Raw genomic sequence first — 26,182 nt, forward strand, 5'->3', positions numbered from 1 at the left:
TCGCGGAAGGACCAGACTGGCGCCACTGGTCCTCATGCCCTGGCACCCCTTCCAAGGGGGCCGTCGGATGGCACGCTACCGCCCTACCCTGTCCAACTGGTCGGGTATGGATGGGTTTTTGGCCCAAATGGACCGGTATCCATGCGCCAGCCACCAGGCCCGACGCCCTTCCACCTAGGGAGGCGGCGCGCTCTGAAAGAACAGGGCCGCGAGAATCAAGACGCAGATCAGGACCAGCCCCGTGAAGAAGCGATGCTCGAAGCTGGCCGCACTGCCGAGGGCCTGGCGGATACGTTCGCCGATGAAGGGCAAGGATCGCGGGGCACGCCGAGGGCGATGGCGCCGGGCAGGCCCTCGGGTGCGCACGGGAAGCGGCTGGGCGGGGTCGCGGGAGGCCGCGGTGTGGTGGGGCCGCTGGGTGAAGGCCGCATAGGCGAGGTTGATGGCCTCCAGCCGGCCGTTGAGTTGCGTCGCTCGTTGGGGTTGGCGGTCGGGATGATAGGCATGGATGAGATGGTGATAACGCCGGCGGGCGGCCGCCGGGTCGGTGCCCTCGGCCAAGCCTAGGATGCGTGCCGGGTGACCGGGCGGCCCGGCGAAAAGCAGTTGGTCGAGCAGGGCATAGCCGCGTTCGCCGGAGAGGGCGCGGGTGAGGCCGCAGCGCCTGATCGCCTCGTCGAGCACGGCAACCCTGGGATTGTCGGGGTTCCCCAGCCAAACCAGCAGCGGGTCGAGGTGCTCCAGCACCACCGGGTCGGAACGGCCGGTGAGCAGGGCCAGGGCGATCTGATGCGGCCAGTCCGTGTTCATGGCAGACGGGTGAGGGCGAAGTCATCGAGCCAGAGTGTCCCCGCCAGGTGGCGGTCGATGGCATTGGTGGCCGCGCGCCGCACCCGCAGAACCAGCAATAGACCCGTGTCCGGGACATCGAGCTGGAGATCGATAGGCGCCCAATCCCAACTGCCGCGGCGGGCTTCGGTTTGGACTCGCGCCGCTGGCTGGGCATCGACCGTAGCGAGTTCGACGAAGACGCCGGAGCGGGTGCCGAGTTCGTCGGCCGCCCACTGCCCGGTGAGGCGATAGCGTCCACCGGGGGCCACGCGCATGATCTGGGTCGGCTGGCCGAGATTGACGTTATGGGTGCCAGCGAAGTCGATGCGCAGGCTGTGACGGCCCGCATAGACCCGCTCGGTATCGATGGTGATGCGGAAGCCCTCGCCGCCGCTGGCGTGGCGCCAGCCGGGGGTGGCCCAGCCCGGTTGGAAGTCGGGGCCGAGCGGTGTCAGCGGCTCCTCGAAGCCCCCATTGACGACACCGGGGGGGGCACCCCGGGCATCGCTCCAGACCCGTTCCGCGGCGGTGTAGTGCCCCTGCTCGGCCAAGAGCTGAAGGTAGGGAAAGAGGAGGACTTCCAGCGCGCGACTAGCGGGGTCCAACCGGTCCCAAAGACTCTGGGCCAGCTCGAGGTCTTGCGCCCGCCGCGCCTGGTTCAGCAGTTCGCGCTGATAGACAAGGGGCTCGCTCGGCCCCTGCCGCCAGACCTGGTGAGCGGCGGCTACCAGATCACCGGCGGTCGGGCTGAGGCGGCGGGCGAGGGACAAGGTGCGCGCCGAGTCGCTGGGGGCGACGCTCCAATAGTGCATGAGGGCATCGAGGGCGTGCTCCGGCGGGCCGAGCCCGACCTGAAGCCAGGCCGCGCGGCGCAGTAGGGGTGGCCGGCCGGGCCACAGGGCGCGGGCGAGGGCAATGGCGCGGGCGGCCCCGTCCTGATCCCGAACCGACTGCCGCAGCTCTGCCCAATCAAGCCAGGTGGGGGCGTCCAGGGGGCGTTCCCCCAGGCCCGCCCGCAGGAGCCCCAGGGCCTTGGGATGCGGGTCGGGGTCGGTCACCATGAGTTGGCGCACCCAGGCGCGTGCGGCCTCCCCGCCGCTCCAGGGGAGATGGGGGGGCTGAGGAGGCTCTTGTGAAACCTGGCTGGGCAGGGGCGCCACCCAGACCCTCGTCTCCAGCCGCTTAACCCAGCCCCCATGGAGCGCCGCCGCGGACCAGAGGGCGCAGGCCGCGGTAAGCGCGGCCAAGGCCCCTAAACGGATTAGCCAGGAGCGAGCGGGCGGTAGCACGGCGGACGATGAAGGGTCGGCGTTCATCCCTGCTAGCCTCGCCCGCCGCGATCAGGCTGCCTTGCTCTGGTCGTGTTTGTCGGATGCGCCGTAGTTGTAGTAGTAGCTGGTGTAGTAGGCGTACTGGCTGCTGTGACGCTCGACCCGGTTGAGCACGGAGCCGAGCAGGGTGGCGTCGACGGCGCGCAGGCGTTTGACGGCCTCGCGTAGGGCCGAGCGCCCGACCTTGCCGGCGGCGGAGACCAGCAGGACGCCGCCGACCTTGGTGGTGAGCGCGATGGGATCGGCCAGCCCCATGATAGGGCTGGAGTCGACAATCACATAGTCGTAGCGCCGCGCCAATTCCTCGAACAAGTGGCTGCTCGTCGATGAACTCAGCAGCTCGGCTGGGTTGGGCGGGGGTGTGCCCGCCGTGAGGAGGGTCAGATTATCGATACCCGTTGCATAAAAGACGCTGTCCATCCCTTCCTGCACCAACAGTTCGGTAAGGCCGGGCCCTCGCGGCACCTTGAAGACGCGATGCAGCCGGGGTTTGCGCAGGTCGGCATCCACCAGCAACACCGATGCGCCGGTATGGGCCAGGACTATGCCCAGATTGACCGTGGTGGTGGATTTGCCCTCGCCCGGTACCGAACTGGCGACCATGAGCAGCTTGGGGGCGCCGCCCGCCGCCGAGAACATGAGACTGGTGCGGACCGACCGGAAGGCCTCCGACAGGCTGTGGTCGCGGTGCGAATGGGACACCAACTCGATGGAGGTGCCCGCCGGCAGCCCCTTGAGATCGATGCTGGGTACCACGCCAAGATTCGCCAGGCTGGTCAGGCGCCCGACGTCCTCGGGGTCGCGGACGGTGTTGTCGAGCAAATTGAGCAGGAACGCCAGCCCGACACCACCGAGGAGGCCGAACAGCAGGGCCTTCATCAGGTTGTTGCGAAGGTAGGGACCGGAGGGGACGGTGGGGACGAGGGCGCGGTCGATTACGGAGCCGACGGCGCGCTCCATGCCCGCGACTACGCCGACCTCTTTCACGCGCTCCAGGAGGGCAACATAGAGGCTGCGATTGGTCTCCCACTCGCGTTTCAGGATCTGGTATTGGATGGATCGATCCTGCAACTCGAGCAGTTCCTGCTTCTGCTCCTCGACCGCCTGGGTGAGGCGCGCCTCCCGATCGGTGAGACCGGCGAGATTGACCTCCAGACTCTTGACCAGGTTGCTCTGCGCCTCCTCGAGCCCCTGGCGAACCTCTTCCATCTGGCGTTTCAACTCCTGCATCCGCGGGTATTCATCGGTGTAAGTCTGACTCAGGCGCGCATATTCGCTGCGCAGTTCGAACAGCTTGGCCCTCAGTTCCTTGAGCCGCTCGTCCTGGACCACGGCCGGCAGGGTGTTCACATCCGTTTGGGCCACCTGATGCGCCAGTGACTGGGCGGCGATGAGATCGCTCCTCACCTTGGTCAGATCGCTGTTGAGCACCGACAAACGCGTCGCCATGATGTTGGATCGATCCTCGGTATCGACGACCTGGTTCTGCCGGGCAAACTCGTTCAGGTCCTTCTCGGAGGTTTCGAGCTTGGCCTGCATGTCGGTGATCTCGCGGCGCAGGAAGGCCTCGGCTCCCGTGGACCGCTCGAAGCGCATGGCGTTGCTCAGCACCAGATATTCTTCAGCGATCGCGTCCGCGACCTGGGCGGCCATGTGCCTGTCCAGGCTCGTGAAGCTGACCTCAACCAGATTGGAGAGATCGGAGGTGGTGACCTCGAGACTTCCCTGCACAGCCTGGGCCAAGGCACGGACCCCGGCCTGGCCGCCATCTTCCTTAGGGGGGGCGGACGCGGTCGGGGCCGGACTTGCAACCTCCGGGGTGCCTTGCAGCAGTTGGCGCAGGCCGGTAAGGACGGGACGTGCCAGGTTGGCCACCAGGTCGCGAAGCCCGCTCACGAGATCGCGCTGGCGCAGTTTACCATTGAAGGCCGGATGGTCGCCGAGATTCAGCCTCCTTACCACGGCCTCGGCGACGGCCCGGCTCTGAATGATCTGGGTCTGGGTTTTGCGAAAGGTGAACCAATCTTCGGCGCCGGTATTGACGTTGCGGAACTGAACCATACTCGGCGGCTGGGGCGAAATCTCCAGTACCGTGGTGGCTCTATAGACCGGGATCTGGATGAGGGTCGCCGCGACGACCGTAATGACGACGATCGTGGCAAAGAGCAGGATGGTCCACCGATATTTGACGACAATCCGCCACAACTCGCGCAGATCGAGCCCCGTGTCGCTTGGGGGCTCCTGATAATAGGACGGCTCAACGCCGGCGATGGCGCGCTCGGCCTGCCGCAACTCGGGAAAGCGCCCGGAGGCACCGGCGTTAGGGGGCGGTAAGGGCCTCACTTGAGCACTCCTGGCAGGTCAAAATAGAGCGCCCAACGCAATCACCCGGAAGGTATTATCCCAGAGCGTCACGAACCCGGACTTGACGGCATTGGTGTCCACAACGACGACGTCGCCCTCCTGGAGCGGCATGTCGGGCGCGCCCCGATCCCGCACCGCCGCGATGTCGACAATCTTCTCGACGGGGTTCCCGCTTTCGTCGGTACGGATCACCCGGACCTGGTCCAACACGGCATCCCATTTAGTGCCACCGGCGATAGTCGCGGCCTTGTAGGCCGAGGTACCAGGCTGCAGCGGATAGGCACCGGGTCTTCCCACGGCGCCGTCAACAAAGTAGTACCCCGCTTGGGCGACGTAAATGCTGTCTCCGCCGCGTACCAGCAGGCCGTTGGAGTTAGGGTCCTTGAGAAGCTCCTTGATGTCGATGATGAAACGCTGGGGAGCGGACTGCCCGGTACGGGGATCCGACGCCTGGGTGCGGACGTCGATGGTCGAGCCCGCCCCGCTCGCGAGGCCACCAGCCAGGGAGAGCACTTCGATGAGGGTGCGTGGGCGCTGGATGGGGTAAACACCCGGCTTCACGACCGCGCCGGTGACGGTGATTTCTTGTGAGGTATACTCAGCGATGGAGACCGAAACCTGAGGTTGGTGGATGTATTTGGCGAGCCGCTCCACCACCGCCTGCTGCGCCTGGGTGGTAGTCATCCCGCCCAGAGCCACCTCGCCGAGCAGAGGCAGGGCGATGGTGCCGGGTCCTGACAGGCGGGCGGTGAGGCCATTGATCTCCGGGGCCTGTGGGGCCTCGATCTTGATGAGGTCTCCGGGCCCGAGGCGGTAATCGAAGGCCGTGCGGTCCGCGATGGGGCTGGCGCTCGCCCGGGTGGCGAGCTGGCGATTGAGTTCGGCCATGCGGGCCTCGCCAGCCAGCGCCTGGGCGCTCTGGAGACTCGATGCCGCGGGTGTGGCGGCGGGATCCGTCTGGGACTCCGGCATCGACCGGGAGACGCAGCCCTGGAGCGAGGCCAGCAGCAAGGCCAGGACCGGGAAGATAACGGCGCGCCACGCGACCCGTCTGTTGTGGGTCCAGGAGATTGGGGTTTGTTGTCTCATGGTCTCAAGTCTTCACCCGCCACGCGGGAGGGAACCCGTTGCCGGATGGTCTTCCCCGTCACTGGGGCGATGGGGCCACGGGGCTCGAGGGTTCCGCGTCGCCCCGGCCCCAGGACCCCGCGGCCATCGCGGCCCCCGCGGCCACCGCGGCCGCGCCGACAAGGGGAATGGTGACCCCGGGGTTGACTGGCATGGCGAAGAGGCCGCTCTGGCAACCGCACCAGGCCGCGTCGGGGCCGAGTTGGGCGTCAACCAAGCGGGCAATGGCATGACCGACCGGTAAAACCCCCGCCGCCGGAAGGTCGGTGACCAGGTTTCTGCCACCGTTTTCACCCTGCTGCAACAAATAGCCCTCTGCACGGTCCGCCGAGACCGCGACCCGCCCCCTCCCCGTCTTGGCCGTGAGTTCGAACTCCTGGCTGTCCCAGCGCAAGAAGACCCGGTGGCAGTCGCCATCGGAGGCGTCCTTGTCGCAAACCCTGAAGCTGTAGCAAAGCAGACCGTAGAGGCTTTCGACGATATAGTTCTCGCCCTGGCGACGGACGAGGACATGGGTATCGGAGGCGATGCGGATGGTGCCGGCTTCCGGGATCTGCAGCACGGACCAATCTTTCCAGTCCTGGCTAGTGCGGACCCTGACGTCGTCGTTGGGGAACACCAGATAGCTATCGCCGTCCTGAAGCTTGATCTCGGTGTTGCGGCTCTTGACAACCGTCGGCTGAGCCACTGTCAGGTCGCCAATGCGCTCGTCGAGCTCCGCAAGGACGGGGTTGATCAGCCCGCCAAGCAGCGTGAGCAGGATCAGTGGTTGGTGCAAGCGCATCGGGCCTCCACTAGGGTTTGGGTTAAACTGAGTGGTCTCTTAGTCTACGGAATACCCTGATTTTGTCCACACTCTTTCGCCCCGACGGGTCCTGGCCGGGCGTGCCTGGCCAAGTGACTGCCCAACGGCCTGGCCAGGGGTTTGGTACGGGAGGCGGTGGTCGCAAGGGGTCCACGGCGTTGGGGATCTGGCTCCGGTCTGCCAGAGGTGCCACCGCCGCATGATCGACTGCCACATTCACCTTCTGCCGGGGATCGACGATGGCGCACATAACCTGGAGACGGCTCTGAAAATGGCCCGGATCGCCGTGGACTCCGGCGTCACCGCGGTTATCTGCACGCCGCACCATTTTAATGGTGTCTATGACAACCCGGTGGGGCGAATCCGGCGGGCCGTCGCCCGTCTGGCGGAGGACCTGGGCGAGGCGGGGATCCCCTTGAGTCTCTACCCTGGCGCGGAGTTGCACCTGGTGCCTGAGCTGCCCGGTGCGGTCGAGCAGGCCACCGCGCTCACCTATAACGACCGGCGCCAGGCCGTACTGGTGGAACTGCCAACGACCACGATACCGCTGGGCGCCGAGATCGTTCTGGAGCAACTGCTGTATCGGGGGGTGACGCCGGTGATCGCCCACCCCGAACGCAACGCCGTGCTGGCCCACAACCCGGAAAGACTCGGTGACTGGGTGATGCTGGGCTGTAAGGTGCAACTGACCGCCCAAAGCTGTAGCGGGGACTTCGGTGCCAAGATACAGGGGGGGTGCAGGCGCTGGCTGGAGAGGGGCTGGGTGCATCTGATGGCCTCCGATGCGCACCGCCCGACCGGGCGCAGCCCCGACAAGCTGGCCAAGGGACGGGACGCGGTGGCGGCATGGCTCGGCGACGCGGCGGCCGAGGTCCTGACGCTGACCAATCCCCAGCGCCTGCTGGACGGTGAGCCGCTGCTTGATCTCCCGCGCGAGGGGCTGGCCGTGGCGTTACCGGCGGGGACGTGGTGGACGCGGTTCTTGGGCCGACTTCGCTGACGCGGCCGGGCAAGCGTTGACGAATTCACCGAGGCGGATCAAACGCGAAGTCGCGTGCCCTGGAACTGGGCTGGGATTGGGCTCTGGAATCAGGCTGGCCATGGGGATGGGGATGGGGATGGGTTTGTCCGCTGCTTGCACGGTCGCGGGCAGGGGCACCCCCGCCCGCAAGGGTGCTGACTCGTCTGACTCAGACCAGTGCCGCCTCTTTTTGCGCCTCTTAAGGGGCCCGTGCTCAAGCGCGCGATTGGTGAGGACACCGAGCGTTACCCAGAACACGAAGGCCGTGCCAGGAATCTGCAGGTTGAAATCGCCCAGGCTGTGCAGGGCGATGGCGGCCAGCCCGCCCATGGCACCGGCGCGCAGGCGATCGAGGCGTGAAGGCCTGACCCGGCGCCACCAAGGGATCAGCACCACCAGGACCCCCGCGAGGCCAAGGATACCCAGCTCCAGCAGGAGCTGGACCCAGTCATTGTGCAAATACTCAAGGGATTCCATGATCGAGGCGGGTTGCGCCAGCTTAAAAACGTCCTGGAAGGCCCCGGCCCCGGCCCCGGCCAGCCAGGTCTTGGCGGGCAAGGCCGCAAGCGCGACGAGGGCCGCGAGACGGCCCGTATCGTCGATGCTCTGGGCGTAACGCAACAGCAGGGGGACCAGGCCAAAACTGATGGCGAGACCCAGCGCTACCAGTCCCGCGAGCAGGAGCCAGAATCGCTCTAGCCCAGATACCCGCTCTGACCGGTTGGCGCGGGCGAACAGCGCGAACACGAGGAGTCCAAAAAGGCCGGCGGCGGTGCCGAGGCGAGATAGGGTGTTGAAGAGCGCCAGGGCCATGACAATGCAGAACAGTACCAGGAGGGCATAACGCACCTCATGGATGCGATCGGGGTAGGTTTTGACGCTGAACAAGAGATAGGCGATGCCAAGGGGCCAGCCGAGGGCGAGCAGCCCGGCGAGGTGATTGCGATTCCAGAAGGTGCCAACCACCACGCTGTGATTGTCGCGTGCCGGCCACAGGCCGAGGACCGTCTCGAACCTACTGATATGGGCAATGATGCCGTAGAGGGCCTCGGCGGATATCAAGGACACGAGGAGCGCGACCAGAACGCCGAGCTGGCGGCGGGGCAGGCCCGCGGTGAGGTAGGCGGCGGCCCAGTAGGTCGTGAATGTCCCCCAGTAGCCGATGGTGGCGGCGAGGTTGGGCGTTAGCCGGGTGACCGGGAATTCCGGGTACAGATCGAGGAGGACTGGTGGATAGGCGCCGATCCAGAAGAAAATTTGCCGGGGCAGCGGTAGCAACTGCAAAAGGATCCAGAGGGATACCGCGAGCCAGACCCAGAGCCAGGCATAGTCCCAGTCATCGGGAACGGCGTCGCGAGCGATGCGCCAGGCCCAGGTGAGGAAAAACAGCAGGGCCATCGCCACCCCGGTGGCACCGCGCACAGCCGGGTAAACGCCGCCCATCACCAGCATCAGCATCGCCGCCACCCCAGCCATGACGGCAACCTGTACCCAGAAAAAAAAGGGGCCAGTACCCTTTTCCTCACAGGTCCCCAACGTTCCCCTCTCTCGCGGGGAACAGGCTGCTAACCCCCTTTTCTTTGTTCAGCCCCTTTTCTTTGTTATGGAAAAACTGGGGGAGTTTGGATAGGTTCTTCCAGGCCAGGGCCCCGAAGCCGCCAATACCATTGGCCCGCAATGCTCGGTAATCCTCCCAGGACTTGAGGAGGATTTTAGACAAGGAGCGGTTGCTGGTCCCGCCCACCCGCATGCGCACCAGGACCCGGGGCAGATAGACCACCTGCCCCTCCGGCCGGCCCCCTCCGCCACCCAGCATGCGCAATATAAGGTCATAGTCCGCGGCGATCCGATAGCACGGGTCGAACCCCCCATGGCGCTGAAGAACCGAGCGTCGCAGGTAGAGGGTCGGATGGGGCGGCATCCAGCCCCAGCGCAGCCGGGCCGGCTGGAATTCCCCCGCGCGCCAATAGCGAATCACCCGGCCCGTATTCTGCTTGGCCACGTACACCAGGTCGCCATAGACCGCCTCCACGGTCCCTTGATCGGTAGGGGTGGCAAAGGCGGCGGCGATGCGCGTCAGCACGTTCGCGTCGGCGAAGAGGTCGTCGGCGTGCAGAAAGCCGACCACGTCACCGGTCGCCAGCGCTAGGCCCTTGTTCAGGGCCTCGTAGAGGCCTTGGTCAGGTTCGCTCACCAGCGCCGCGAACTGGGGGCGATGGGCCTCCAACACTGCCAGGGTGCCATCGGTGCTGGTGCCAACGATGACGATATGCTCGCGGTCGGGGTATGACTGGCCTGCCACCGAGGCCAGGCAGTCTGGCAGGGTATCGACATCTTGCCGGGTGGCGGTGATGATGGAAATCTTCATGAGTGCTTGCCGCCGTGACGCTTATCCATCCACTGGAATGGCAGGCACATTTTGGTAACCTGCTCGTAAACCGCAGAGCCCTGCCCGGTCAGCAGCTCTTGCGTCTTGAGCACGATCAGATACTCGTAGAGGGCCATTAGCCGGCAATAGGTCAGGCCCGCGTGGCCATCCAGAAAGCCACGGCGCAGCAGGTACATGTAGAGAAAGCGCAGCGAAGGACGAAACGGCAAGCGGTAGGACAAGGCCTTCAGGGTGCGACGGTAGCGGGTCTGATCCCGCGACCACAAACCGCCCCAATCGATATCCCAGTCACCAGCCAACCGCCGCACCGTTTCGCTCGCCTCGTCACTGGCATAGCGGTTGTGCTTCTCAAACCACTCGGTGAGGCCCTTGGAGAAGGAATAGTGCAGATAGGGCTCGGCCAGGGTACCGACACGCCCTGGCGCCAAATCCTCGCGCTGGCCGTGGCCAACCTGTTTGAAGCGGAACCGTTCGCGATACCCAAGCCTGACCTGATAACTGGGGTAAAGACCCGAATAGCGCAGCCAGCGTCCGCGGAACATCATCTTGGAGGGGATGCGATAGGCATCGGCCAGCCCAGTCTGGATGGCCCCCCGCATTTCGGCCCGCAAGGCGGGCGTGACGATCTCGTCGGCATCCAAATGCAGGATCCAGTCGTGCTTGAAGTCGATGTGGTCCAAGGCATGGTTACGCTGTCCGGCGAAGGAATCGAAGGCCCGCTGATAGACGCGCGCCCCCAAGCGCTCGGCCACGGCGACGGTGTCGTCCTGGCTGAAGGAGTCGAGGACCACCACATCGTCCGACCAGGCGACAGCGGCGAGGCAGGCCGGCAGATTGGCTGCTTCGTTGAGGGTCAGGAACAGGACGGAGATGCTCATGAGGATTTTAGCAACAGATACCGCCCCAAACAAAGCGCATCCATATCCGTGCGCTTGAAGCAGTCCAGGGCCTGCTCGGGGGTGTCCACGATGGGCTCGTTCTCGTTGAAACTGGTGTTAAGCACCATGCCCACGCCGGTCTTGCGCCGGAAGGCGTCGATAAGCTGGTAATAGAGAGGGTTGCTGGCCCGGTCAACCGTTTGCAGGCGTCCGGTGCCGTCGACATGGGTCACCGCCGGCAGGCGGTCACGCCACTCGTGGCGGATCTTGACTACGTGCATCATGAAGGGGCTGTCCACCCTTTGCTCGAAATAGGTCGGCACCATTTCCTTCAGCACGCTCGGCGCGAAGGGCCGGAAGGATTCGCGACGCTTGATCTTGGCATTGAGGGTGTCCTTCATGGTCGGGATGGCGGGATTGGCCAGGATGGAACGGTTGCCCAAGGCGCGCGGCCCCCACTCACCGCGGCCCTGGTACCAGCCGGTAACCAACCCGTCGGCGATCAGGCCCGCCGCCGCCTCCACCAGCTCGGGCTCATCGGCACAAACACGCACCGCGAATCCGCTGGCCTCGGCCACCGTTCGGATGCGGTCGTCCGAGTAGCCAGGCCCCCAGAAGGCATGCTGCATGTGGAAGCGTTCCGATCGACCCAAGACGGTATGCCAGCAATAAAAAGCCGCGCCCAGGCAGGTGCCGTCGTCCGAGGCCGCCGCCTGGAGATAATGCTCCTTGAAGGGCGTTTCGCGCTGGATGCGGGCGTTGGCCACGCCATTCAGTGCACAGCCGCCCGCCATCGCCAGGCGCCTGGTCGGGACACGCGACTGAAGGCGCGTCAGACAGTGCATGGCCGCCTCCTCGAAGCGGATCTGCGTGGATCGGGCGATATCCTTCTCTCGCTGGGTGAGTGGATCGGCGCGCCGGCGGGGCGCGCCCAGCGCCTCGGACAGGCGGTCGGTGTAGAAGCGACCCATCAGGATCCGCCGCGTCTCATCAACCGCCCCGCTCTCCCCCCCCGCGTGCATCCCAAAGTAATCAGGTGCCAATCGATACCAGTGCCGGTCATCCAGCCGCACCAGCTCGCGCATCAGATCGCCGTAGCGGTCCTGGCCATAGGGCGCCAGACCCATCACCTTGTATTCCTCGCCGAATTCATCGAAGCCGATGAACTGGCACAGGGCGGTGTAGAAGAAACCCAGGCTGTGCGGCAGGGTGACCCTGTCAAGCACCTCGATACGGGTCCCCTCGCAGCGGGCGGCCATCATACTGGCAAAGTCACCGGAGGCGTCGTACGAAAAGCCGGCCGTCAGGTCCTCGAAGGGCGACAGATAATAGGCGCTGGCGATATGGGCCAGATGATGCTCGACGCTGACCGTCTCGAACCGGACCCTGGCCGGGTCCTCGTCGCAGACCTCGGCGAGCTGCTCCAGGGTGCCCTGGGTACGCCGGTTGCGCCTCAGATGCTCGATCACGGCCCCGGCGGCCTTGAGGGGATGCTGGGCGACATAGGCCATTTTGGCCGCCCGGTTGGCCTTGGGGTCCCGCGCCAGGGCGACATGAGTGACGTCCGCCAGCCGCAGACCCGCGTCCGCGAGCAGGCGGCGGATCGCCTGGGCGGGAAAGGCCGGGCTGTGCTTTTGGCGCTCGCCCAGGCGCTCTTCCGCCACCGCACCGACGAGTTGACCGTCGACCACCAGGCAGGCGGCGGAGTCGGCGTGGAAGGCATTGAAACCGAGGATGACGTTCATCGGGCAGGGTCCGTTAGCAGGTACAGGCACATCGCCTGGGCAAGGAGCCCGAGTCAGTCGAGCTGGACGCAGTCGGGACGGTCACCCTGGCCGAGCAGCCACCGATACAAGTCCAGGGTTTGCCCGGCGATCACCTCCCAGTCGAAACGCCGCACATAGGCTCGGCCGCGCTCGCCCATGGCCCGGCGTTCGGCGTCGCTCAGCGCCATGGCCTCACGCAGGGCCAATACCAGCGGGGGGACCCCGGTCTCGATCCACCAGCCACAGCCGTGGGTCTCCAGATCCGCCCAAGGGGCGCCGCGGGTGGTGATCACCGGCACCCCGGCGGCCAGGGCCTCGGCCACGACCAGGCCGAAATTCTCGCTGAAGGTGGGCAGCACGAAGAGATCCGCCTCGCGATAAAGCGCCGCCTTCGCCTCATCCTCCATCGGGCCAACATAGTCGATGACGGCCTCCAGGCCTAACTGCCCCACCAGGCGCGTCGCCTCGCCCCCATGCCCGCCCTCGTCGGGCCCGGCGATGCGCAGCCGCCAGCCCACCGGGGCCAACTGGCTCCAGGCCCGCACCAGGTCCAGCACGCCCTTCTTCGGATGCAGGCGCGACAAAAACAGCGCCACACGCTCGCGGTTGCCCGGCCGACGGTCTGACCCCCTCGACAAGGGGGTCATGGCCGGCAAGGTCACTCCGTTCGGGATCACCGCCACCGGCTGATGCAAACCGAGGCGGCGCAGATGCTCGTATTCCATCACGGCGGTGGCAACGAAGGCCCGTGCCGTTTCGAGATCCCGCCGCTGAAACAGCCGCAGCGCCAGCCGCTTCTTCAATGGCTTCTGACTCAGGGCCCAGGGCTCGAGCATGCCCCGCGGATGAATGATCAGCGGCACGCCCCAGGTGCGAGCAGCCCGCGCGGCCCAGTGGTTGACCGGGTGCCAGACACCATGGCTATGGATGAGGGCGGGCCGTGCCGAAGAGCCCACGCCCAGCAACCCCCACCGGAATGGCAGACCCAGCGCCAAGGCCAACCGGGAGCGGCTGGTGACGACCCGCCGCGTGACTCGCGGCTCGGCCGATGGAGTCATTGGCCCCTCCCGGGCGCCCTGGCCCAAGAGACAGATTGCGAAACGCGGGCACCGCGCCAGGGCATCGGTGAGGGCCACCAGGGTGCGCGAGGGGCCACCGTGCCGGGGGTTGAGACTGGGGATGCAATGAAACACCCGGCTGGAGTTTGGTTCCTCCATCAGGCCCCTCCCCCCTGCACTCTGTCAAGCATCCGGTTCTACCGCTTCTGGAGCAACTGCTCGATTAGGGGCGTTTTAGTCGCCCAGGGGTCGTTCTTGCAGGGGACGCCGTCGCTCAAGGGGGCGCGGGAGCTGTCCGGTCGGGTCTCGGGCACGCTACCGCCCTACCGTGACATGGACGGTACGGGGTGCGGGGCCATTTGCCAGGGCTTGTTTGGGCAAGCTGAGTCGTGCGTTCAGCCCGGAACGCGGGCGCATGTAACCATGGGGGGGGGGGTTAGTCAACTCGATCGTGGGATCTCCCAGGATAAGTTGCCGCCGTACCTGGGCATCTATTGGTTCAAGTACAATCATCCCAAGTCCCATGACAAAATCCCAGTTCGCCCAGCTACTCGCCGATGTGCCCCCACCGGGGCGCCTTACTGTTATCTCCTCGGCGGTACCGGCGCGACCATCCAACCAAGGGCTTAAATGGGGTACGGGGGTGATGACGTTAGAAACCCAAAAATTTTTGTCCAGGCAGGGTCAAGCCTTGGGCGAGTCGATGCTCGATGAATATCGGTTGAATAATCTGGGGAAAGAATTTGCGGCACGCAACCTGGCACCCGTGATCGTCAAAGGGCAGGCGATCGTCGACTTAGCCTTTCCCAAGGACGAGTTTCGCTTGTCGTCTGACATTGACCTGTTGGTGGGTGATGACGCGGAACCTATTGCCACGGCGCTGACAGAGATTGGCTATGAAGAAGATACGCCACACTCGCGCCATTTTCGGTTCGGGGAGCGCGCATTCCATCAGCATGAAAAGCGGCTACCCGCTTGGGTTGAAGTGCATCGCTGCCTGGACAAGATTCTGCTCCGCCCCATTCCGTATGCCGAGATCCTTGCGCGCGCCAACCCATCGGGCAGAAAGGGTTTCCGTTACCCTACGATCGAAGACCTGTTGTTATTGGTCGTTCTCCACGCCAGCGCCGATCCCCATTTTCATCCGGAAAGGGTCCAGCGCGATCTGCGGTTTCTCATCGGCCATGGCAAGCCCGACATGGATATCGTCTGGTTACGGGCCCACCAGTGGGAGTTGGCGCGGGCGTTGCGGCGGCTGTTGAGCGGGCGACACCCGCAAACAGCCCCCACCCCCGGCGGGTGGTCGGCATCAAAGACGGCAAGCTACCTCATGGGTCAATTGCTGTGGCACGACAGTCCGCTTACCGTCTTGCGCGGTCTCGCAAAATATGCCCTGGCACGCGCGCGGGATCGGCTCTGGCCTTAAAAGAAGGCAACCCCGTGGCCTAGCCGAGGGTCGATACCGATCACCTTACCTTACGCCAGGCTGATCACCCCCTGGGCCATCAGCTCTTGCGCCAGCTTCAGGGTGTCCCGTTCCAGCTCTTCCCGCGAGACATCGTATTCGTCTAGCATCAGGTCGCGAATCTCGGCGAGGGTCTTGCCCTCGCCCATCAGCTCCCAGATCCGCGCCCCGACCGGGTCGAGGCCGAAGTAGGTCCCGCTGGCGAGGTCCAGGATCACCGTCTCGTCGCCCACCGTGCGTGCCATCACCTGCGGCGGGATACACACCCAATCCGACAAATTCATACTGTAACGCCCTCCTCGCCCGCATGTTCCACAATAGCCGGCGGACTTTCAGGTTTCGGGCCGTTGGTCGGCATCCCGTGCCGACGGCGATGCCCAGCGGGGTACCGCTCTCATGAAAACCTGCCCGGCTTGGCGTCGGTGCTGACCGCGAGATCGCGGCGGCAAGGGATTGCCGCCCTAGGCGCTAGAGGCGTCGTCTCGTCTGGGTGTGCTAAGAGGCAATCGGGCCGGAAGGGCAATTAATCGGATTGCCTTTGGAGGTGCCACCCCGACAAACGGCGGCAACCGCCTCCAGGGGTTCCCTGGAAAGGATACGGGGGGGCTCGTAGGACCTCTTCTTCGGCTCACCAGTGGCTTCGGTTTCGGGGTGGGATGGCTGGGTCATGGTGTACTTCACACTCGTGGTGCCTGGGATTGGTCTGGTCAATGGGTCAACTGCAAGGCCGGGTCGCCGAGCAGGCTGTACACGCGGAGCATGTATGCGGGCATGTCGACTCGCCCGGTGTTTTCCTGGAGCGACTGCTGGACCGCCTCGCCCAGGGTCGGAACCCATCGCTGGAAGACCGCATCGAAAAGGCTTCCATTCAGGTCCACGGCGGGCCCATTCAGCGATAGCCCCGTTGGCGACCAGACGGCGATCGCCCCACCATCCGCATCGAGGGCCAAACGCGCGCCCAGTGGGGCATAGCCGGGGACCTCGAACCGGTTTGCAGCGCAGGTCAGGGCGCTGATCACCGGCAGCCGGCCGGTGCTGCTCAGGACACCCAGATCGTCGACAGTCAACAGCCCTTGCGAGCTGAATCGGTCGATACCGCCGTGGCCCAGATAGTTGACCCAGCCGGTCCCCTGGTTCATGCCTGCAAACAGCAGGGACCGTGCCGTGCCGATGGGGTTCTGGTCGAGATAAATCCGGGTGACGGCCACCTCGGCCGGCAGCAACTGCGCCACCTGGTCGCTATTGTTGGGGAAGTCTCCGGCGGCGCCATCCGCATTGTCCGCTAGCAGCATCGCGCCGGCCAGGTCCAGCGGTCCCGCAGTCGCTTCATAGGTGCCGACCTTGGTGAGATAGGTTTGGATCTCCGCCGGGGTCGCAGCAGCGATGCGACCAATCGGGATGTCCGGTGCGCCGTCGCCGTCGAAATCCACAAGGCAGTTGTCGCAGCCGAACAGGCCGTTGGGGGTGGACGTCATCAAGGTGGGCGCCTGGGGCTCGCCGCGCCCTCCGAGGTCCCGGTAATCAAAGCTACCCATGCCAGCCAGGACGACGTAGCGCACGCCCCAGGTCCCGCTGACATGGCGGAGGAACTCGCGCAAGGCCTCTGGGCTAGCGATGCCCCAGTTGAAGCTGTCGTAGATCTCGTCTGTGCCCACGACCCGGCTGGACAGGCCCTTCGTCTGCCGGTAGTCCGCCAACTGTTGGGCGGCGTCACGCAAACCCGGCGGGGCAATGACCAAGTAATCCACCGGATCGGTGGCAAGCTGGAGATCAGCGGCGGTCATTGACACCGGCGCTGCGGCGGCAATGGCCGCGCTGGACAATGCCAGATAGCGCGCACTCAGCTTGGCGTTGAAGGTGACGCCTTGGCCCACCGCACCGGGGGCCAGGGTCACGGCCGTCAGGTGCCGTGGGGTCTTGGGATCCGTGATGTCGAAGACATGGATCTCGCCGGAGCTGAAGCCGTCCACGGCGAGGGGGCCGGTGACCTCGGCACTCAGCGTCAGCCGATCGCCAACGGCCCGCGCCAAGCGGCGGTACTGCACCGCAATGCGGTCCAGGTAGAACATGTTTTCGGTGCCACCTAGGGCCCGAACCTCGACGAGGTTGTCGCCACTCTGGAGCTGGCTGGTCGGTACGGGGATGCGCAGCTCGTAGTTCGTCAGCCCTTCCCAGGACCCCCCACCAAGGGAATGACCATTGATCGACACAGTCACCGGGTGTGCGCCCAGACCCGCGCCCTTGAGGAACACCCGGAGCAGGCCGTCGCCCGCCACGTTGGGCAGTGGGATGGTGAAGCTCTTCGCGCTCCACCCGTCAATACCGCCGCCGATAAAGCCATCCCAGTACCAGTAATCGCTCCCGGGGTCCGTCGCTACCACCGTCGCGGCGAAGCGGTCCTGCTCGGCCCAGAGAGTGTCGGCGAAGCTGCCCGCTATCATTGGCTCCGGCGCGGTTTCCTTGACCGGTGAGCCTTTCATCCGGACACCGACCTGTGCGACCCGCACCCGATACAGGTTGTCCAGGGTGTACAGGCTATCGATGGGCTCGCCGTAGAAGTAGATTCCAGCGTTGCCGGCCGCCGGCATCCAGGCCACGTCCCGGCCGCCCGTCGTGAGCTGCAGCTCCGCCCGCTTTATCCATCTGACGACGGCCGCCTCGGTGCGCCCAAGGACCCTGGCCAGGTCGGCGGCGCTGGCATAGTAGAGGCCATCCGCCTGGACGGGGATCTGCACCGAGTCCGAGCTGAGGCTCGCGGCCAGGACGACCGCCTGTGCACCCTGGGCGATCCCGGCATCTTCGATCCCGAAGGCCAGGGCCTGGCGATTCCGCCCCGTCTTGTTCCCATGAGCGATTGCCCTGTACCTGCGCTCCGGGTCATCAATGCCTTGATCGGACTCGATCACCGGCGATGCTCCCTGAAGCACCGCCCGCGCGAGCGCCCGTGCCGGCTCGGCCGGTGTCACCTTGAAAGGCCCGTGCGTTCGGGTACCGCCCCACACCTCCTGCTCCACCAGGCGATAGCTGTAGCCCTGTCCAGGCCAGGCGCCGGGATCGACGTAGCTGTAGCTGCCGCCCTGGGGTGAGGTGATGAGCGCCGGCAGCAGCTCGTCGTTGACGCGCTCGTAGTCGCCGAGGATAGGATCGAGCCGCTCGACGTGGAAGCCGGCCGTCCCCAGTTCGAAGGCGGTCTCCCATGTCAGAAGGACCTGTCCGCCGTCGGCGGTCGCCCCGAATCGCGACACGCTGGCCAGGGTGACTTTGCAGGTCGCGCCGGAGCCGACGCCGGGGATCTGACTTTCGGCGAGCGTGGCATTAGCCACGCCGGTCGCGCCGGGGGTGGCGTTGAACGCGATGGCGCTAGTGGTTGTAGTACCGTTGGCACCGCCGGCCACACTGGTGGAACCGGCGGAGCTGGAGAGGTAGGTCACGCCGCCCGCGCCGCCCCCACCGGGACCGTGCGCAACCCCGGTGGGGTCGGCGTCCGTACCGTTCGCCCCATTGGCGTTGACTGTCAGGCTGGTCAACACGCCGGTGCGGGCGAAGACCAGCACGCTGCCCCCAGCGCCGCCACCGCCGCCGCCATCGTTGGCTGGCGTGACCCCGACCCCGCCGTTGGCGCTCAGGGTCCCGGTGCCGGTGACGCCGTTGGCGCGGACCAAGATGATGCCGCCGCCCTGCCCCCCGCTTGACGCGTTGGTGGCACCCACGTTGTTTCTGCTGCCGCTGCCGCCGCCGCCGCCCATGGCCAGGGTGCCCGCACCAGCGGGGAAGGCCGCTCCGCCGAAACCACCACGCGGCAGATTGCTGTTCCAGGTATTGCCCCCTGTACCGCCCGCGCCGCCATTGCCACCGCCCCCGCCACCGCTGTTCTCATCATTTGCGCTCGGGCGGCCGTCGGTCCCGCCGCCCCCGGCGTTGCCGGGAGCGCCGCGGGCGCGGCTGGCGTCTGCATTGGCGCCGTCGGGATAGCCGGTGCCGGCCGCAAGGGTCCCAGTGCCGTTGTACATGAAGTTCGGTGAGCCGGCGACCCCCTCGGCCTTGTTGCCGTTGGTGGCCACGGTGACCCGGGTGCGGTAGTCGGTGTTGGCCCCACCCCCACCCGCGAGCTGCTGCCCGCCACCACCGCGGAAGCCCAGGGCATTTACGTTGATCGACCCGCCGGAGAGGGTCAGGGTGTTGGCCACATCCAGGGCCACGATCCCACCGGTGGTGCCATTCCAGGCGGAAGCCGTCACGGCCCCGGTCACGGTGGCATCGTAGAACTGGGGCACCCGAACCACCTGGAAGCGGCGCTGGCCCTGGGTGGCACTGGCATTGTCGTTGGTGTAGGTGTTGATCAGGCCGCCGCCAGGGCCCTTGCCCTCGATCTGGACGCTGCCGCCCGCGACCGAGCTCTTGGCCACCACGAACTCGTACTTGCCGGCGTTGTTGTAATTGGTGGCGCCGCTGCCGTTGCCCGTGGTGTTCCCCGCCGTGCCGGTGCCATCGCCATAACGCTCGTCGTTGCTGGTGTTGATGATCGCGTCCTGCATCTGTATCACCAGCAGCAGGTCGCCGGCGACGATGGGGGTCGCGGCTCCGCGCGCAGTGCCGACTGAGATGCTCACGGCGCCTGCATTGGCGGTGGCCGTACCGGGGTAGTAGGTGTTGTAGGTACCGGCCGGCAGGGTCGTGGTACCGGTGCTCGGCGGATTGGCGCACAAGGTGCTGGTGAAGGGCCGCAGGGCGACCGTGGCGGCGACCCAGGCTTCATTGTTGGAGCCAAACGCGGCTGTTCCCGTGTCACTGGCACTGGCTTGGGTGGCGTCGCTTACGCCGAGCGCCACGTCGTTCCCACCGTTAGTGGGGTTGTAGTTGAGGGTAACCCTTGAGGTTGAAGGTACCGATGAAAGCGTGTTGTCCCCGATCCCCGCGACCCGGACAACAGTGGTGTCGGCCACCGTGGTGGTAACGGCCGGAGCGGTGGGCGTGGGGCTGGCACCCGTGCTGATGGCCGATACGTCGATGGGCGTCCGCGGGTCCACCCCCGTGTAGCGCAGGATGGCCCCCGCCACCCCCACGCTGGCGCTCAGGGTGAACGTGTAGTTGGCAGCCGCGATGTCGGCGGCCGTGGCCACCCGGTAGAAGACCGCCAGGGTCTGGAGGGTGCCGTTGTTGGTTCGCTGGATCTGGGCCCAGCCGGCGGGGGCGGTGATGGTGGTGTTGCCCCGGGCGGCGAGGGTCGCGAGCAGCAGGTCGTTCTGCACCACCCCCGTCGGTTTGGTGATGGTCAGCGACGTAGTCGTGGCATTGTTGGTCGCGAAGCTCTGGAGGGCCGGTGCCGCCTCGGCCGCCGGCCAGGGCATCGCCCATCCCAGCGCCAGAATCAATATCGCATACAGAAACGCCCATCGATTCGCGTTTGTGCTTTTGTCTGTTCGCATCACCGCCATTACTCCCCCGCAGCCACCGTCAGCAAAGCCATGCCTTTTTGGGTCCTAAAAATTTAGGGTACTTAACCATCTATACTCAGATCTAGCCGGTTTACCCCCGCCGCCGCCAGCGACCCTTCCCATTATGTCCCGCGCGCGCCCAATGCAGGTTGCCCGCCAGAAGCCACCATGGCACGCATAAAGTACACGACGGGGCCCCAGGGGTCCACCCCCCGCCGCGGGATAGTAGATCCGGCATGCCTCAGCTTTAATGATCGGTCACGAGCAACAAAAGGAAACCCGGGTCGGGGGCGAAATCCAGCGTCCCCGCGCGCACTTGGGCCAGCAGGCCTGTCAGATTGCGCAACAGGCCGTCCACTCGATAGGGATCTTCATTGACGACCGGCGCGCAAACCAACAACCGCGCCAATGCCAGGGAGCCCGACAGGGGTCGTACGGCGTGGGTCGTGGCTTGTTGCAGCCAGTATAGCCCGGCAATGGGATAGGCGCGGCTCCGGCTTGGCGTCTGCCCCAGGTCGCCAGCGAAGGGCAGCTTCTCCACCCGCCAGCCGCCCGGATCGGGCAGCAGGGCGTTCATATCGTCGGACAGCACCTCCCAGCCGGCGTTGAGGGCGAGCCGGGAACTGGTGGATTTGCCGGCCCCGGAGCGCCCGAATACCACTTGGGCGCGGCCGTCGCGGGCAAAGGCGCCGCTGTGCAGCAAGACCCCGCCGGCATGCATGACCCGATAGGCGACCAGTACCCGGAAGAAATTTTCGAACAGGCTGGAGAAACGTTCCGCGTCGGTCCGGCTGGTCCACAGCCGGCCCCGCAAGCCAGGCGTGAAGCGGATTTCAGCCACGAAATCCCGCCCCGCCAAGCAGAGGTGATCGGAGTAATAATCCCGGTCGTAGGTGTATTCCCAGCCGCGGGTGTCGATCTCCCGAAACGCGCTCCCGGGCAAGCGGTGTAAAGTGATGGAAACAGGCGCGGGGGTTGCTGCGACGGCACCGCACAGGGACTGGAATCGCGCTCGCGCCCACGCCGCCTGGGCAGGCGCCATCCCTGAGAATCGATAGGAGTCGCCCGCCAGGCCGATGGCGAGCGCTCTGGAACCCCAGGGTTCCAGAGGCAAATCGCCGACCGCCAGGGACCGAAGGAGATAAGCATCACCGAAAGCCACTTCAGGGCCCCCGGCGGGCGACGCGGACCAACGCCCCGTTTGTCCGCAGGGGCGCCCTACCATCCCCACTGACCGGCAAGAGGCGCATCCGCGGCCAATTCACGGAGTGCGCGAGCAATACGGGGGGAAATTGAAGGCGCAAAAAGTGTCCCTATCCACGTTATCGAGGTTGCCGACTGACTGCCAGGACCCGGCGTGCCTACCGCCACGGCGGTTTCAGCGGTTTCGCATCCGGCATTCTGCCTGTAGAGAGGGGAGGAAATCCAGCCCGGCTTGACAAGTTCCGCTCAATCCAAGCCCACCCTTCAGGCCATGTTGCCGATAGGTGGCCAGGCACCCCCCGCCCTCTTCTTGCCTCTGGCGGGTGCGGGCCGGATACTAGGCCCATGCCATACGCATCCACTCCCGTCCACCCGTTCCTCATCGCCATGCCAGGGCCGTGGGATCCGAATTGCTCGCGCACCCTGACTTCCATGCCCTTATGATCACCCATTCTGAACGGCACGACATTCTGCGAGAACTCGCCACGGAGCCGCTGTGCCTGGGCGTCTCCGGGTGGTGTATGTGGCCCTGGATTGCGGACGGCGCCCGGGTATGGGTACGCAGAGCCTGTTGGTACTGGCCTGGCGATGTGGTCGTGGTCCGCGCCGGGGATGGCCGCTGGTTGATTCATCGGGTGATCGGCGGCTATCCGCGCCACGGGTGCTGGCGGTGGCTCACCCAAGCCGATGCGGCCTCTCGACCGGATGCCTCCCGGCCCGGCGAGCAGTTGCTGGGGAAGGTGTGCGGTGGCGACTGCTCCGCTCAGGCGGTGCGAGTTCCGTTCGCACACCGCCTCGGGGCGCTTGGGCGGTTCATACGGTTTTTGGTGGGCCGAGCCGTGATGCATGAATTTTGGCGACGATGAGGCGTTACGGAGCGCACTGTCATGATCGAGGACACAACGATTTATCAACTGCGGCCGGACATCCGTTTTCGGAACGTCAACGGGGAGGGTGTCGTCCTGCGCCAGGCGGCTGGCGAAGTGCTTGTACTCAACGAGACGGGTATCCGGGTGCTCGAAGCGGTGAACGCCGTCCGTCCGGTGAGCGACATCATCCAGGCGCTGGCGGCGGAGTATGAGGTGGAGCCAACACAAGCGGCGTATGACATCAAGGCTTATCTGCGGGAACTGTTCGATGCCCAGATCATCGCCGAATGTGCCGAAGGTATTGAATCAGGGTGACCGCCATGTCCTACGCCCGGATTCTCAACAGGACCTGGACTGAACACCTTCTCCATTCAGTCCTGCTGGAGCTCACTTACCGCTGCAACCTAAACTGTGTTGTCTGCTACAACGACCGCGAGCTTCAGGAATCGCCGCTCGCCACCGGACAATACCAGCGCCTGTTTGAAGACCTGCGGGACCTGGGCACGTTCGACTTGACGTTCAGCGGCGGCGAACCGCTCCTTCATCCGGCATTTTTTCAACTGGGTGCTCGGGCCCGATCGTTGGGCTTTGTCGTGCGGGTGAAAACCAACGGTCACGCCCTGGGCCAGCGCCTGGCTCGACGTCTGAAGGACGAGATCGATCCCTTTGTCGTCGAAGTGAGCCTGCATGGCGCCAAGGCGGCCAGCCATGACCAGCAGACCCGTACAGCGGGAAGTTTCGAGCGACTGCTGGGTCACCTGCGGGACATGCGGGAGGTGGGGCTGCGGGTTCGGCTGAAAAGCCCCTTGACCGCTTGGAATGAGCAGGAGATCGAGGAGATGTTCGAGCTGGCGGATCGGTTGGGTTTGCCGTTGGACATTGACCTCCAGCTCACACCCCGGGACGATGGCGACCGCGCGCCCCTCGCCATCGCCGCCTCGGCGGAGGGCAGGCGCAGGCTGTTCGCCCGGTTTGCCCAGCGCGGGCGAGCCCACTCCGATCCGAGGGAACAGACCCTGCGTCAGGCCGCGCCGTTACCCGATACCCCGCCAGTCCCGAGTCAATACTGTGGGGCGGGTTCCGCCAACGTCGTCATTGACCCTTTCGGCAACGTCTATCCTTGCGTCCAGTGGCGCCGCCCATTGGGCAATCTGCACCGGCAGTCCATTCGCGAGATCTGGACCGCCTCTCCCGCGCTGGCCGAGGTGCGCCAGTTGGGAGCCCAGGTCAAGACCTGGCTGGATGGTCACGACACCCAGGCAAGGGCTGTCGGCTTCTGTCCCGGACTGGCGGAACAAATGACCGGCAGTCCTCTATGCCTCTATCCCAGTGTCCAACCCGATCTGGTGACACTCAATCCCTGAAAGAGTCACATGTGGCTGAATGCCAGGTGATTCGACTCGCGCCGGACCATCCCGGGTGTCTGCCAAAAACGCTCGACCGGAAGCGCATCGCCAACCTGCGCGGCCAGATCGGCCGGGTGGCCCAGCACATGCTGCTGAACGGATTTGCGGCACGCAACCTGGCCCCCGTGACACCGGTCACCTAGCGGTCGGACTTTTCCGCACCCGAGCTTGATCTTGGTCAAGGTTGCGGCGGGAGGCTTCCTCTCAAATGGTCCCCGGCCGCAACTGCTTCCAGAGGACCACTCAACATGGCACAAACCTTTACCAAAACGATGGCACGGAACATCTTCTATGGTGGCTCCGTGTTCTTTTTCCTGCTTTTCCTGGCGTTATCCTTCGATACCACCATGGCGCTGCCCGATCGTGACCGGCGCGAACTGCTCGATCCCAGCACGGAACTCGGGCGCCAGATTGCCCATGGCAAGGATCTGTGGGAGACCAATAACTGCATTGGTTGCCACTCCCTGCTGGGGGAAGGCGCCTATTTCGCCCCGGAATTAGGCAATGTCTATGTGCGCTTCGGTAACAACACCGACGCGATCAAGGCGTTCATCCAGAGCCGCCCCGCCGACGGCATTCCTGGCCGCCGCAGCATGCCGCAGTTCAATTTTGCCCCCGCCGAGCTCGAGGCCATTGCCCAGTTCCTGAAGTATGCCTCGGAGATCAACACCGCCGGCTGGCCACCCAACAAGCAGGGCTAATTGGATTCCCAACCTAGGAGAACGAATGATGAAGTATCAATCCCAAGGGGTGGCCAAGCTGTATTTCATGGCCGCCATCGCGCTGTTCGTCGCCCAGATCCTCTTCGGGCTCATCATGGGCCTGCAGTATGTGGTCGGGGACTTCCTGTTCCCCGAAATCCCCTTCAACGTGGCGCGCATGGTCCATACCAACGCCCTTATCGTCTGGCTGCTCATGGGTTTCATGGGCGCGGCCTATTATCTGGTGCCCGAGGAGGCGGAACGGGAATTGGCGTTACCCTGGCTGGCCGTCCTCATGTTCTGGGTCTTCCTGATCGCCGCGGCCCTCACTGTAGCGGGGTATCTCCTGGTGCCCTACGCGGGCCTGGCCAAGCTGACGGGCAACGACATCCTGCCGACCATGGGCCGGGAGTTCTTGGAGCAGCCCACCATTACTAAGGTAGGTATCGTCATCGTCGCCCTCGCCTTCCTGTTCAACATCGGCCTGACCATCCTCAAGGGGCGTAAGACCGTGGTCAACCTGGTGCTCTTGATCGGCCTTACGGGGCTGGCGGTCTTCTTCCTCTTTGCCTTCTACAACCCGACCAACCTGGTGCTGGATAAGTTCTTCTGGTGGTGGGTGGTGCATTTGTGGGTCGAGGGCGTCTGGGAACTCATCCTGGGCTCCATCCTGGCCTTCGTGCTCATCAAGACCACGGGCGTGGACCGCGAGGTGGTGGAAAAGTGGCTCTATGTCATCATCGCCATGACCCTGATCACCGGCATCATCGGTACGGGACATCACTATTACTGGATTGGCGCGCCGGAATACTGGCAGTGGTGGGGTTCCATCTTCTCCGCCATGGAGCCGATTCCCTTCTTCATGATGACGGTCTTTGCCTTCAACATGGTCAACCGTCGCCGCCGCAATCATCCCAACAAGGCCGCCGTCCTCTGGGCCTTGGGTACCGCCGTCATGGCCTTCCTGGGGGCGGGCGTCTGGGGCTTCCTGCACACCCTGTCGCCGGTGAACTACTACACCCATGGCACCCAGATCACCGCCGCCCACGGCCATATGGCCTTCTACGGGGCCTATGTGATGATCGTTTTGGGCATGATCTCCTACGCCATGCCGATCCTGAGTGGTCGTGAGGCCAATAGCCAGCGCTCCCAGGTGTTGGAGATGTGGTCCTTCTGGCTGATGACGGTCTCCATGGTCTTCATCACCCTCTTCCTGACCGCCGCCGGCATCCTGCAGGTCTATCTGCAACGCTTCAGCGACGCGCCGCTCCAGTTCATGCTCGTCCAGGACAAGATCGCCATCTTCTACTGGATGCGTGAGCTGACCGGCCTGGTCTTCCTCATTGGCCTGGTCCTCTACATCTGGAGCTTCTTCGTCGCCGCCAAGGAACCCGGCCTCACGGCTACCGCCAACGGTCTGCAAATCGAGGGGGCGGCCGCGGCCTAGTGTCGGCTACCACAAGGCAAATTCCAGGATAACGCTAAGGTCAAGGACGACCCTCTATCCCCTTTTTGCGACCTCGCAACCCCGA

At 65.1% G+C, this 26,182-nt stretch carries 21 protein-coding genes; 8 read left to right on the forward strand and 13 right to left on the reverse strand.

Translation table 11 applies throughout. The features are described from left to right. Positions 1 to 174 precede the first annotated feature (174 nt). The 5 genes from IPN92_17845 to IPN92_17865 are packed head-to-tail and all read right to left on the reverse strand — an operon-like array spanning position 175 to position 6,432. The gene (locus IPN92_17845; protein ID MBK8640048.1) at positions 175 to 810 is read right to left on the reverse strand and encodes a J domain-containing protein; all 636 of its coding nucleotides are present in this window, start codon (positions 808 to 810) and stop codon (positions 175 to 177) included. Beyond that, complete coding sequence (locus tag IPN92_17850) at positions 807 to 2,147, reverse strand: hypothetical protein (protein ID MBK8640049.1); 1,341 nt, start codon at positions 2,145 to 2,147, stop codon at positions 807 to 809. The genes IPN92_17845 and IPN92_17850 overlap by 4 nt, the downstream gene beginning before the upstream one ends. A 24-nt stretch (positions 2,148 to 2,171) precedes the next feature. Continuing rightward, the gene (locus IPN92_17855) at positions 2,172 to 4,505 is read right to left on the reverse strand and encodes a polysaccharide biosynthesis tyrosine autokinase (protein ID MBK8640050.1); all 2,334 of its coding nucleotides are present in this window, start codon (positions 4,503 to 4,505) and stop codon (positions 2,172 to 2,174) included. A gap of 18 nt (positions 4,506 to 4,523) precedes the next feature. Then, positions 4,524 to 5,615: a polysaccharide biosynthesis/export family protein gene (locus IPN92_17860; GenBank protein MBK8640051.1), complete on the reverse strand. Its 1,092-nt coding sequence runs from the start codon at positions 5,613 to 5,615 to the stop codon at positions 4,524 to 4,526. Between the two features lie 58 nt (positions 5,616 to 5,673). Next, a complete protein-coding gene (locus IPN92_17865; protein MBK8640052.1) occupies positions 5,674 to 6,432 on the reverse strand; it encodes a hypothetical protein in 759 nt (252 codons plus the stop codon). 226 nt (positions 6,433 to 6,658) lie between these two features. On the opposite strand from IPN92_17865, the gene IPN92_17870 reads away from it, so the two are divergent. Next, positions 6,659 to 7,459, forward strand: a complete 801-nt coding sequence (locus IPN92_17870) for a protein-tyrosine-phosphatase (protein MBK8640053.1) — start codon at positions 6,659 to 6,661, stop codon at positions 7,457 to 7,459. Here IPN92_17870 and IPN92_17875 read toward each other — a convergent pair. The 5 genes from IPN92_17875 to IPN92_17895 are packed head-to-tail and all read right to left on the reverse strand — an operon-like array spanning position 7,412 to position 13,730. Then, positions 7,412 to 9,016: an O-antigen ligase family protein gene (locus IPN92_17875; protein MBK8640054.1), complete on the reverse strand. Its 1,605-nt coding sequence runs from the start codon at positions 9,014 to 9,016 to the stop codon at positions 7,412 to 7,414. The two genes, IPN92_17870 and IPN92_17875, sit on opposite strands and share 48 nt — an antisense overlap. Beyond that, the gene (locus tag IPN92_17880) at positions 9,003 to 9,848 is read right to left on the reverse strand and encodes a glycosyltransferase (GenBank protein MBK8640055.1); all 846 of its coding nucleotides are present in this window, start codon (positions 9,846 to 9,848) and stop codon (positions 9,003 to 9,005) included. Before IPN92_17880 ends, IPN92_17875 begins: the two co-directional genes overlap by 14 nt. Further along, positions 9,845 to 10,747 carry a glycosyltransferase family 2 protein gene (locus IPN92_17885; protein MBK8640056.1) on the reverse strand — a complete coding sequence of 301 codons (903 nt, stop codon included), beginning with the start codon at positions 10,745 to 10,747 and terminating at the stop codon, positions 9,845 to 9,847. Before IPN92_17885 ends, IPN92_17880 begins: the two co-directional genes overlap by 4 nt. Next, positions 10,744 to 12,492 (reverse strand): carbamoyltransferase, encoded by a 1,749-nt coding sequence (locus tag IPN92_17890; protein MBK8640057.1) that lies wholly within the window; start codon positions 12,490 to 12,492, stop codon positions 10,744 to 10,746. Before IPN92_17890 ends, IPN92_17885 begins: the two co-directional genes overlap by 4 nt. A gap of 53 nt (positions 12,493 to 12,545) precedes the next feature. After that, positions 12,546 to 13,730 (reverse strand): glycosyltransferase, encoded by a 1,185-nt coding sequence (locus IPN92_17895; protein ID MBK8640058.1) that lies wholly within the window; start codon positions 13,728 to 13,730, stop codon positions 12,546 to 12,548. A gap of 487 nt (positions 13,731 to 14,217) precedes the next feature. On the opposite strand from IPN92_17895, the gene IPN92_17900 reads away from it, so the two are divergent. Further along, entirely contained in the window at positions 14,218 to 14,997 is a 780-nt protein-coding gene (locus IPN92_17900; protein MBK8640059.1) for a nucleotidyltransferase family protein, read from the forward strand. A 50-nt stretch (positions 14,998 to 15,047) separates the two neighbouring features. Here the strand turns inward: IPN92_17900 and IPN92_17905 are convergent, their stop codons facing one another. The 3 genes from IPN92_17905 to IPN92_17915 form a co-directional block, all read right to left on the reverse strand. Then, entirely contained in the window at positions 15,048 to 15,320 is a 273-nt protein-coding gene (locus tag IPN92_17905; protein ID MBK8640060.1) for a PqqD family protein, read from the reverse strand. 423 nt (positions 15,321 to 15,743) lie between these two features. After that, positions 15,744 to 20,384 (reverse strand): hypothetical protein, encoded by a 4,641-nt coding sequence (locus IPN92_17910; GenBank protein MBK8640061.1) that lies wholly within the window; start codon positions 20,382 to 20,384, stop codon positions 15,744 to 15,746. 334 nt (positions 20,385 to 20,718) lie between these two features. Further along, positions 20,719 to 21,513: a hypothetical protein gene (locus IPN92_17915; GenBank protein ID MBK8640062.1), complete on the reverse strand. Its 795-nt coding sequence runs from the start codon at positions 21,511 to 21,513 to the stop codon at positions 20,719 to 20,721. Positions 21,514 to 22,114: 601 nt separating this feature from the next. Here IPN92_17915 and IPN92_17920 point away from each other — a divergent pair. The 6 genes from IPN92_17920 (at position 22,115) to IPN92_17945 (ending at position 26,097) form a co-directional block, all read left to right on the forward strand. Then, positions 22,115 to 22,540: a S24/S26 family peptidase gene (locus tag IPN92_17920; protein MBK8640063.1), complete on the forward strand. Its 426-nt coding sequence runs from the start codon at positions 22,115 to 22,117 to the stop codon at positions 22,538 to 22,540. Positions 22,541 to 22,561: 21 nt separating this feature from the next. Next, on the forward strand, positions 22,562 to 22,858 hold the full coding sequence (locus tag IPN92_17925) for a PqqD family protein (protein ID MBK8640064.1): 297 nt from the start codon (positions 22,562 to 22,564) through the stop codon (positions 22,856 to 22,858). Positions 22,859 to 22,863: 5 nt separating this feature from the next. Beyond that, the gene (locus IPN92_17930; protein ID MBK8640065.1) at positions 22,864 to 23,907 is read left to right on the forward strand and encodes a radical SAM protein; all 1,044 of its coding nucleotides are present in this window, start codon (positions 22,864 to 22,866) and stop codon (positions 23,905 to 23,907) included. A gap of 26 nt (positions 23,908 to 23,933) precedes the next feature. Further along, entirely contained in the window at positions 23,934 to 24,092 is a 159-nt protein-coding gene (locus IPN92_17935; GenBank protein ID MBK8640066.1) for a hypothetical protein, read from the forward strand. A gap of 105 nt (positions 24,093 to 24,197) precedes the next feature. After that, positions 24,198 to 24,650 carry a cytochrome c gene (locus tag IPN92_17940; GenBank protein ID MBK8640067.1) on the forward strand — a complete coding sequence of 151 codons (453 nt, stop codon included), beginning with the start codon at positions 24,198 to 24,200 and terminating at the stop codon, positions 24,648 to 24,650. Between the two features lie 28 nt (positions 24,651 to 24,678). Then, complete coding sequence (locus IPN92_17945) at positions 24,679 to 26,097, forward strand: cbb3-type cytochrome c oxidase subunit I (GenBank protein ID MBK8640068.1); 1,419 nt, start codon at positions 24,679 to 24,681, stop codon at positions 26,095 to 26,097. Positions 26,098 to 26,182: the final 85 nt, after the last annotated feature.

Source organism: Chromatiaceae bacterium (assembly GCA_016714645.1).
GTDB lineage: Bacteria > Pseudomonadota > Gammaproteobacteria > Chromatiales > Chromatiaceae > M0108.

What these genes read in the sequence shown, in the direction of transcription:
- IPN92_17845 (MBK8640048.1), bottom strand. Translation starts at nt 810, where the DNA reads ATGAACACGGACTGGCCGCATCAGATCGCCCTGGCCCTGCTCACCGGC.
- IPN92_17850 (MBK8640049.1), bottom strand. Translation starts at nt 2,147, where the DNA reads ATGAACGCCGACCCTTCATCGTCCGCCGTGCTACCGCCCGCTCGCTCC.
- IPN92_17860 (MBK8640051.1), bottom strand. Translation starts at nt 5,615, where the DNA reads ATGAGACAACAAACCCCAATCTCCTGGACCCACAACAGACGGGTCGCG.
- IPN92_17870 (MBK8640053.1), top strand. Translation starts at nt 6,659, where the DNA reads ATGATCGACTGCCACATTCACCTTCTGCCGGGGATCGACGATGGCGCA.
- IPN92_17880 (MBK8640055.1), bottom strand. Translation starts at nt 9,848, where the DNA reads ATGAAGATTTCCATCATCACCGCCACCCGGCAAGATGTCGATACCCTG.
- IPN92_17885 (MBK8640056.1), bottom strand. Translation starts at nt 10,747, where the DNA reads ATGAGCATCTCCGTCCTGTTCCTGACCCTCAACGAAGCAGCCAATCTG.
- IPN92_17890 (MBK8640057.1), bottom strand. Translation starts at nt 12,492, where the DNA reads ATGAACGTCATCCTCGGTTTCAATGCCTTCCACGCCGACTCCGCCGCC.
- IPN92_17895 (MBK8640058.1), bottom strand. Translation starts at nt 13,730, where the DNA reads ATGGAGGAACCAAACTCCAGCCGGGTGTTTCATTGCATCCCCAGTCTC.
- IPN92_17900 (MBK8640059.1), top strand. Translation starts at nt 14,218, where the DNA reads ATGACGTTAGAAACCCAAAAATTTTTGTCCAGGCAGGGTCAAGCCTTG.
- IPN92_17905 (MBK8640060.1), bottom strand. Translation starts at nt 15,320, where the DNA reads ATGAATTTGTCGGATTGGGTGTGTATCCCGCCGCAGGTGATGGCACGC.
- IPN92_17910 (MBK8640061.1), bottom strand. Translation starts at nt 20,384, where the DNA reads ATGCCCTGGCCGGCGGCCGAGGCGGCACCGGCCCTCCAGAGCTTCGCG.
- IPN92_17915 (MBK8640062.1), bottom strand. Translation starts at nt 21,513, where the DNA reads ATGGCGCCTGCCCAGGCGGCGTGGGCGCGAGCGCGATTCCAGTCCCTG.
- IPN92_17920 (MBK8640063.1), top strand. Translation starts at nt 22,115, where the DNA reads ATGATCACCCATTCTGAACGGCACGACATTCTGCGAGAACTCGCCACG.
- IPN92_17925 (MBK8640064.1), top strand. Translation starts at nt 22,562, where the DNA reads ATGATCGAGGACACAACGATTTATCAACTGCGGCCGGACATCCGTTTT.
- IPN92_17930 (MBK8640065.1), top strand. Translation starts at nt 22,864, where the DNA reads ATGTCCTACGCCCGGATTCTCAACAGGACCTGGACTGAACACCTTCTC.
- IPN92_17940 (MBK8640067.1), top strand. Translation starts at nt 24,198, where the DNA reads ATGGCACAAACCTTTACCAAAACGATGGCACGGAACATCTTCTATGGT.
- IPN92_17945 (MBK8640068.1), top strand. Translation starts at nt 24,679, where the DNA reads ATGAAGTATCAATCCCAAGGGGTGGCCAAGCTGTATTTCATGGCCGCC.